The organism is Alicyclobacillus kakegawensis NBRC 103104 (assembly GCF_001552655.1).
Classification (GTDB): domain Bacteria; phylum Bacillota; class Bacilli; order Alicyclobacillales; family Alicyclobacillaceae; genus Alicyclobacillus_G; species Alicyclobacillus_G kakegawensis.
The window spans coordinates 113,929-120,754 of the sequence record NZ_BCRP01000011.1 but is presented as its reverse complement, the minus strand read 5'-3'; the positions used below and the strand labels follow the sequence as shown (position 1 = coordinate 120,754).

The 6,826-nt window shown below is 63.0% G+C and carries 8 protein-coding genes; all 8 read left to right on the top strand.

What is annotated here, in order from left to right:
- Positions 1-263 (top strand): oligopeptide/dipeptide ABC transporter ATP-binding protein (locus tag AK2_RS10360; RefSeq protein ID WP_369406137.1); only part of this gene is annotated, 263 nt, incomplete at its 5' end.
- A gap of 58 nt (positions 264-321) precedes the next feature.
- Positions 322-1,680 carry a GH1 family beta-glucosidase gene (locus tag AK2_RS10355; protein WP_067934019.1) on the top strand — a complete coding sequence of 453 codons (1,359 nt, stop codon included), beginning with the start codon at positions 322-324 and terminating at the stop codon, positions 1,678-1,680.
- Between the two features lie 64 nt (positions 1,681-1,744).
- Complete coding sequence (locus AK2_RS10350) at positions 1,745-2,863, top strand: LacI family DNA-binding transcriptional regulator (RefSeq protein ID WP_083521076.1); 1,119 nt, start codon at positions 1,745-1,747, stop codon at positions 2,861-2,863.
- 148 nt (positions 2,864-3,011) lie between these two features.
- On the top strand, positions 3,012-3,941 hold the full coding sequence (locus AK2_RS10345) for an NADP-dependent oxidoreductase (protein ID WP_067934017.1): 930 nt from the start codon (positions 3,012-3,014) through the stop codon (positions 3,939-3,941).
- 97 nt (positions 3,942-4,038) lie between these two features.
- Positions 4,039-4,512: a zf-HC2 domain-containing protein gene (locus tag AK2_RS10340; RefSeq protein ID WP_067934015.1), complete on the top strand. Its 474-nt coding sequence runs from the start codon at positions 4,039-4,041 to the stop codon at positions 4,510-4,512.
- A gap of 175 nt (positions 4,513-4,687) precedes the next feature.
- On the top strand, positions 4,688-5,356 hold the full coding sequence (locus AK2_RS10335) for a YhbD family protein (RefSeq protein ID WP_067934013.1): 669 nt from the start codon (positions 4,688-4,690) through the stop codon (positions 5,354-5,356).
- Entirely contained in the window at positions 5,353-6,093 is a 741-nt protein-coding gene (locus tag AK2_RS10330) for a polymer-forming cytoskeletal protein (protein WP_067934011.1), read from the top strand. The genes AK2_RS10335 and AK2_RS10330 overlap by 4 nt, the downstream gene beginning before the upstream one ends.
- Positions 6,080-6,826 (top strand): hypothetical protein, encoded by a 747-nt coding sequence (locus tag AK2_RS10325; RefSeq protein ID WP_067934008.1) that lies wholly within the window; start codon positions 6,080-6,082, stop codon positions 6,824-6,826. Before AK2_RS10330 ends, AK2_RS10325 begins: the two co-directional genes overlap by 14 nt.

Below are 6,826 nucleotides of genomic sequence, written 5' to 3'. Positions count from 1 at the left end.
AAGCGGGCAGCCGGCGGTTGCTGGAGCGGCCGCTGCACCCGTACACGCGGCTGTTGTTCGCGGCGACGCCGGGGAGCTCCTGGCAGGCGGCCTTGCCGGAGACGGCGAGCGAGGCGCCGGACCTGCGGGAGGGGCGTGTCGGGTGCCCGTTTGCGCACCGCTGCCCGTTCGCGCGGGCGCGCTGCCGGGAGGAGACGCCGGCGCTGCGGGAGCCCGAGCCTGGACACCTGGTGTCTTGTCACTTCGCGGAGGAGCTGGCCTAAGCGGGCGAATCACGCTAATCTGAACAGTGTCCATTGCTTTGAGAGAGGATGGCTGCTGATGATACGAGCATTCATTGCGTTTCCGCCCGGCTTTTTGTTTGGCACTGCGACCGCGTCTTATCAGATTGAAGGAGCGGTCCGCGAAGATGGGCGCGGAGAATCCATTTGGGACCGGTTTTCCCATACTCCGGGCAAGGTGTACCAGGGCCACACCGGCGATGTGGCGTGCGATCACTACCACCGCTACCAAGAAGACGTGGCGCTGATGAAAGAGTTGGGCATCCCGGCCTACCGTTTTTCGATTGCCTGGCCGCGGATTTTCCCTGAAAAAGGTGTGAAAAACGAGCGGGGCCTCGATTTTTACCGGCGACTCGTGGAAGCCCTGCGGGCGGCGGACATCCGCCCGTTTGCCACTTTGTATCATTGGGACCTGCCGCAGTGGCTGCAGGATAAAGGTGGCTGGGCCAACCGGGACACCGCCGAGTATTTCGCCGAGTACGCGTTGCTCATCTGCGATCAGCTGGGCGACGGGATCGCCTCGTTCATCACGCACAATGAACCGTGGTGCGCGGCTTTCCTCGGCCACGGATTCGGCGTGCACGCCCCCGGCCACACCGACTGGCGGGAGGCGTTCCAGGCGGCGCACCACATCCTGTACTCGCACGGCCTGGCCGTGCAAGCGCATCGGGCGAGCCGCCACAAAGGGGAGATTGGCATCACGCTCAACTTCACCTGGGTGGACGCGGCGACCGACAGCGCGGCGGACCAGGCGGCGGCCGAAGTGTCGCACGCGTTCAACAACCGCTGGTTCTTGGATCCGATTGTCTGCCACGGCTATCCAGAGGCGTTTCAGGGGATGGTCGAACAGCGGGTGGGCCGGTTTGACTTCGTCCGGTCGGGAGACTTCGACGTGATTTCGCAGGCGATTGATTTTCTGGGCATCAACTTTTACACCCGCAGTGTCGTCGCGGCCGATCCGGACGACGCTGCTTTCGGCATCCGGACCCTGGAAGCGCCGGCGGACAACCGAACGGAGATGGGATGGGAGATTCATCCCGATTCCCTGTACCGCTTGTTGACTTGGATCAAGAGCGTGACCGGCGAGCTGCCGCTGTACATCACCGAGAACGGGGCCGCGTTTGCCGATGAACCGGTCGATGGCCGCGTGCAGGACCGGCGGCGCCTGGACTACATCGCTGACCATCTGGAGGCGGCCAAACGGTTTATCGACGAGGGCGGGCCCCTGAAGGGATACTTTCTCTGGTCGTTCCTGGACAACTTTGAGTGGGCGATGGGGTACTCGAAACGGTTTGGCATGGTCTACGTCGATTACGACACGCAGAAGCGGATTGTCAAGGATAGCGGTCGCTGGTTCAGCGAGCAGATAGCGGCGCACAGGAGACAAGCGCGTATCTGACCGCGCGGGGGGCTGCCGTCCCGGCCTCCCTTCCGGCAGAGCTGCGCCAGATGGGGGGAATGACGTGGCGAAACGTGTGACCATGCAACAGATTGCGGAGCAGGCGGGGGTTTCGAAATACGCAGTCTCGAAAGCGTTATCAGGGCAAAGCGGAGTGAGCGAAGAGACCCGCCAACGGATTGTCAAGATTGCCATGCAGTTGGGGTATTTCCTGCAGGGAACCCCGCAGCAGGCCGCGCGCTCGCGCCGCAGCCTGAGCCAACGCAAGAGCAACACCATCGTCGTGCTGATGCCCAACGTCCGCTTCCAGCACCGGGGATCACCCTACTGGGGGCGCATCATCGATGGCATCACGCAGGCCATCCGCGCCCGCGGTCTCGGCATGATCATCATCACGGAGCATTCGGCCGAGAACCTGCTGCAGGTGCTCAATCCTGACGGCTTGCTTGGCATCGTCGGCGTCGGCATGATTCCCGGCCCCATGTTGTTGGAACTTCATCAGCTTGGCATCCCGTTCATTCTCGTGGACCACCAGGGCTCCTCGATTCCCAGCGACAGCATCTTGGCCGACAACATGGAGGCGGGACAGCGCATGACGGAATACCTCATCGCTTGCGGCCACCAACGTTTGCAGTTTGTCGGCGACTTGCATTACTCCCAGAGCTTTCGCATGCGCTGGGAGGGGTTTCGGGTGGCGCTGGAAGAGGCGCAGATTCCGCTTGCGCAATCGCCGGAACTGCTGCGGGATGTGGGGCGCGATAGGGGGGCGGATGTGCGCCGTATCGCCCAGTGGGCGCGGTCCCGGATGGCTGAAGGCAGTCTGCCGACGGCGCTGGTGTGCGCCAATGACGGAGTCGCCATCAGCGTCATCCACGGCCTCGGCCAGGTGGGCCTGAACGTGCCGGCGGACGTGTCCGTCACAGGATTTGACGACATCGACGAGGCGGTCCAGGTGCATCCCAAGCTGACGACCATTCGGGTGGATAAGGAACAGATGGGCATGCGCGCGGTGGACATGCTGCTAAGGCGCTTTGAACACCCGGAAACTCCGCGGGAAAAGCTGCTCTTGGCAGGCGAATTGGTGTTTCGCGAATCGGTTGCGAGGTATGGGCAATCCAGCGTCGGAAGGCCAAGCGGGCCAGTGGCCGAATTTCTCCCGAGAGCGGACGGATCTTCCTTGTAGGGAGGATTCCCCGCTGGTGGGGACTGCCGCGGGTGCGATGTAGCCGTGACTTCAGCATGGTACAATAGACGCGGACACGAGCAAGCCATCAACACGGGTCCGTCGGTCGGCGCGTGCCGACGGACAACCTGGCAGGGAGGGCTGCGACGTGAGAGCGGTCTACATCGAAGCGTACGGCGGCAAGGAACAGTTGAAGTACGGAGAGTTGCCGCGGCCTGCGATTGGCGCAGACGACGTGTTGATTGAAGTGCACGCGGCTGGGGTGAACCCGGTTGATTGGAAGATTCGCGAGGGGTACTTGAAGCAGCGCTTGAACTACACGTTCCCGCTCATCCTCGGGTGGGATGCCGCAGGGGTCGTGGTGGAGACCGGATCGAACGTCACGCAGTTCCAGGTGGGGGACAAGGTGTTCACCCGCCCGGAGATCGAACGCAACGGCAGCTACGCTGAATACCTGGCGGTGGTTGAACGGCTGGTGGCGCCGATGCCGAAGAACATCAGCTTCGAGGAGGCGGCCTCCATCCCGCTGGCTGGCCTCACCGCGTGGCAGGCGCTGGTGGACACGGCTCATGTGCAATCTGGTGACAAGGTGCTGGTGCATGCCGGGGCGGGGGGTGTCGGGGTGTACGCCATCCAAATCGCCAAAGCGTACGGCGCCCATGTGGCCACGACGGTCAGCGAGCGCAACCTCGACCTCGTCCGGTCGCTGGGAGCGGACGTTGTCATCGACTATGTCCGGGAGGATTTTGTGGAACGGGTGCGGGACTACGACATCGTCCTGGACACGATGGGAGGAGACGTCCAGCGGCGCAGTTACGATGTGCTCAAGCCCGGCGGCATCCTCGTTTCCATTATCAATCCGCCCGATCCCGATACCGCTGCCAAACACAGGGTTCGAGCTGAGTACTTCTTTTTGGAACCGGACGGCAAGAAGCTGGCCAAGTTGGGCGAACTCGTGGAGCAGGGGCGAGTGCGTCCGGTGGTCGGCCACGTGTTTGCGTTGGAGCAGGCGGCGAAGGCCCACGAGTTGAGTGAGAGCCATCACGCCCGCGGGAAGATTGTGCTGCAAGTGAAGTGAAGCGATACCGCCCTGGGGCCGGACCTAACACCGGCCTCCTCGTTGTGCAAAGTCTGCTGCGCTCTCGGGCGCTTCCGTTTGCAGGGGGGATGCCTTCGTGGCGCCGGTGGTCGACGTCTGTTCGTTGGCTGTCCGCTACGTCTTGGGTGAGTTGAATGAGTTTGACCGAAAACGGTTTGAGCGGCACCTGCGCACCTGTCCGAAGTGCCGTCAGGACTGTCGTGAGTACCGGGAAGTCCTTGAGTGGATGCGCGCGGAAGGGACCGATTGGCTCCAGGAATCAAAAGCGCCGGCCACGCGAGCCCGCTGGCGGGTGCGCCTGTCGGCCGCGCCGCTGGCCGTGACCGCTGTGATGGTGTGGTTCTTGTTGCCGCATTGGTTGCATCATCATAATCTGCGTCTTGAGTCTGATCTGGCCTCCGACGTGCACAGCGAGGTCGCGCGTTCAGCGACGCACCTGGAGCGCGTGCGGGGTGTGGCGGGGATGGATTTGCGCCATTTGGACGAAGCCACCCGCGTCGCGTTGGAGGCGGCGCAGACGAGTTTGGCAAGACCGGGGCGGATGTTGTGAACGTCCACGCATCTGCGCCGCGGCAGCAAGCATGAGGTAATTGGGATTGCACAAAAAACAGGCAAAGAAATCAGGGTTCATGGTTTGCGAGCCCTGTTTTTTATTTTGGTCCTTTGCGCATCAGGCTTGCTTAACGTAACAATGTTATGTTACACTTGCTCGCGGAGGGGTGCTTATGGAAGCCGGTCAGCATGGCCATGCGGACGAAGACCTGATTTCGAAGAAGGAACTGTTGGAACAGACCGGCATCTCGTACGGGCAGCTGTACCGCTGGAAGCGAAAAAACCTGATTCCGGAGGCGTGGTTCATTCGCCGCTCCACCTTCACGGGGCAGGAGACGTTCTTTCCTCGCCAGCAAATTCTGGCGCGCATCGAAAAGATCCAGTCGATGAAGGACGACCTGTCGCTCGACGAGATGGCAGCGATGTTTTCACCCAATCCGGCGCGGTGGAGTCTGCCTCCCCACGAGTTGCTGAAACGAAACATTGTTACGAAGGTGGCCCTCGACTGTTTGAACCGCCATGCGGGTAACCCGCCCGTATTGACGTTTGCACACATCCTGTCCGTCTACGCTGCGGATCAGGCTTTGCGGACGGGGGCGGTGAACCTGGACGAAGCGGGCCTGATGATTCAGGTGCTGACGGATCACTACCCGCGCTGGGAAGGGCGAGCATGCGACCTGTGGGTCGTCCGCAAGCTGGGAGTAACGACCTGTTGCTTGGTGGCGAACCCGGCTGAGGTTTGGTTTGATGCGACGGCTCATGTGGCTGTGCACCTGCACCTGGCCGAGTGCATTGAGGAGTTGAAACTGAAACTGGCGCAGGAAACGGAGGGGGAGACGTGAGGCAAGCGGGCAGTGATCTGGTGATTCAGGGCATAGGAACGAGTTCCGGCGGCGTCTTTCGCGACGTGACCATCCACGGCACGGGGCGCATCTCGGGAGACATCACCTGTGAGCGCTGGGACGGCCACGGTACCTGCCGTGTGATGGGTGACATCCAGGCGAAGCGGCTGGCGGTGCACGGGATCTTGCACTGCCACGGGGACGTGGCAGCCAGAGAGTTGGCCGTGCACGGCAGCGCCTCGGTGGATGGGCAGATTGACAGCCAATTGCTGTCGGTGAGCGGACGGATAAGCGTGGCGGGGCCGGTGAAGGCTGAACGGGTCGATATGGAAGGCGTGCTGAGCGCCGATGCGGACTTTCAGGCGGAACAGATGCGTATGCGCGGCGTGCTGTCGGTGGACGGATTGCTGAACGTCGGGCGGCTGGACGTGCAACTCTACGGCCCTTCGCAGGTGCAGGAGCTCGGCGGGGATCATGTGTCCATCAGATCGGGGCGCCGGCGCGGCTGGTTCCGGTGGGTCCACGTGTTCCGCCGGCATAAACTGAGGGCCTGGGTGATTGAAGGGGACGAGGTCCACCTGGAGGACACACTGGCGCAGGTGGTGCGCGGGGCAAACGTCCGTATCGGCCGCGGCTGCGAGATTGGGCTGGTCGAGTATACGGGGACCCTGGAAAAGGCTCCGGAAGCGCGCGTGACCGAAGAGCGAAAGGTGGGGGGTCCGGATGCATCGGAGTGAAGCAGGGGTGCGCGACGTGCGTATCATGGGCGAAGGCACGCTGGGTCCCGGGAGGTACCGGGATGTCCACGTGCTGGGCAGCGGGGTCATCCAGGGGGAGTGCCGCTGCCGCCGGTTCAAGGTGCACGGGGAGGCAGAGCTGGCCAGCCACATAGACGCGGACTCGCTGCATGTGTTTGGCACCCTGAATGTGCGGCAGGGAATGGACGCCAGAGCTTTGCACGTGTGGGGCACGCTGAGCGCCGGCGGGGATGTGCGCGGCGGCGACGTGCGGGTGTTTGGCCTGATGGAGGTGCACGGCGGCCTGGCGGTGGACACCCTGAACATTCACGGCGTGGTGACGGTGGACGGAGACTGCCAGGCGGAGTGGGTCCGCTGTCGGGGCGGGGTGCAGATAGAGGGGCTGCTCAATGCGGGCACCATCCGCTTTGACCTGGGCGGCTCGGGTTTGCCCTGCGTGGTCGGGGAAATCGGCGCCGAACGGCTTGAGGTGCGCAGACGCCGCGACTTTGTGGCGGCCATCATCCACCGCATCCTCCGTCCGGGAGCGTCGAACCGGCTTAGCGCGGGGACCATCGAGGGCGATGTGGTCACGCTGGAGGACACCGAGGCCGATGTGGTCCGGGGGGACCAAGTGGAAATCGGACCGGGTTGCCGGATTCGCCGGGTGGAATACAAATCGGTCTACCATCAGGCGGACGGCGCCACGGTCGAAGAAGTTCTGCGGGTATGA

Bases quoted from the DNA above. Each gene is read 5' to 3' on its own strand.
- AK2_RS10355 (WP_067934019.1), top strand. From the start codon at position 322: ATGATACGAGCATTCATTGCGTTTCCGCCCGGCTTTTTGTTTGGCACT.
- AK2_RS10335 (WP_067934013.1), top strand. From the start codon at position 4,688: ATGGAAGCCGGTCAGCATGGCCATGCGGACGAAGACCTGATTTCGAAG.
- AK2_RS10325 (WP_067934008.1), top strand. From the start codon at position 6,080: ATGCATCGGAGTGAAGCAGGGGTGCGCGACGTGCGTATCATGGGCGAA.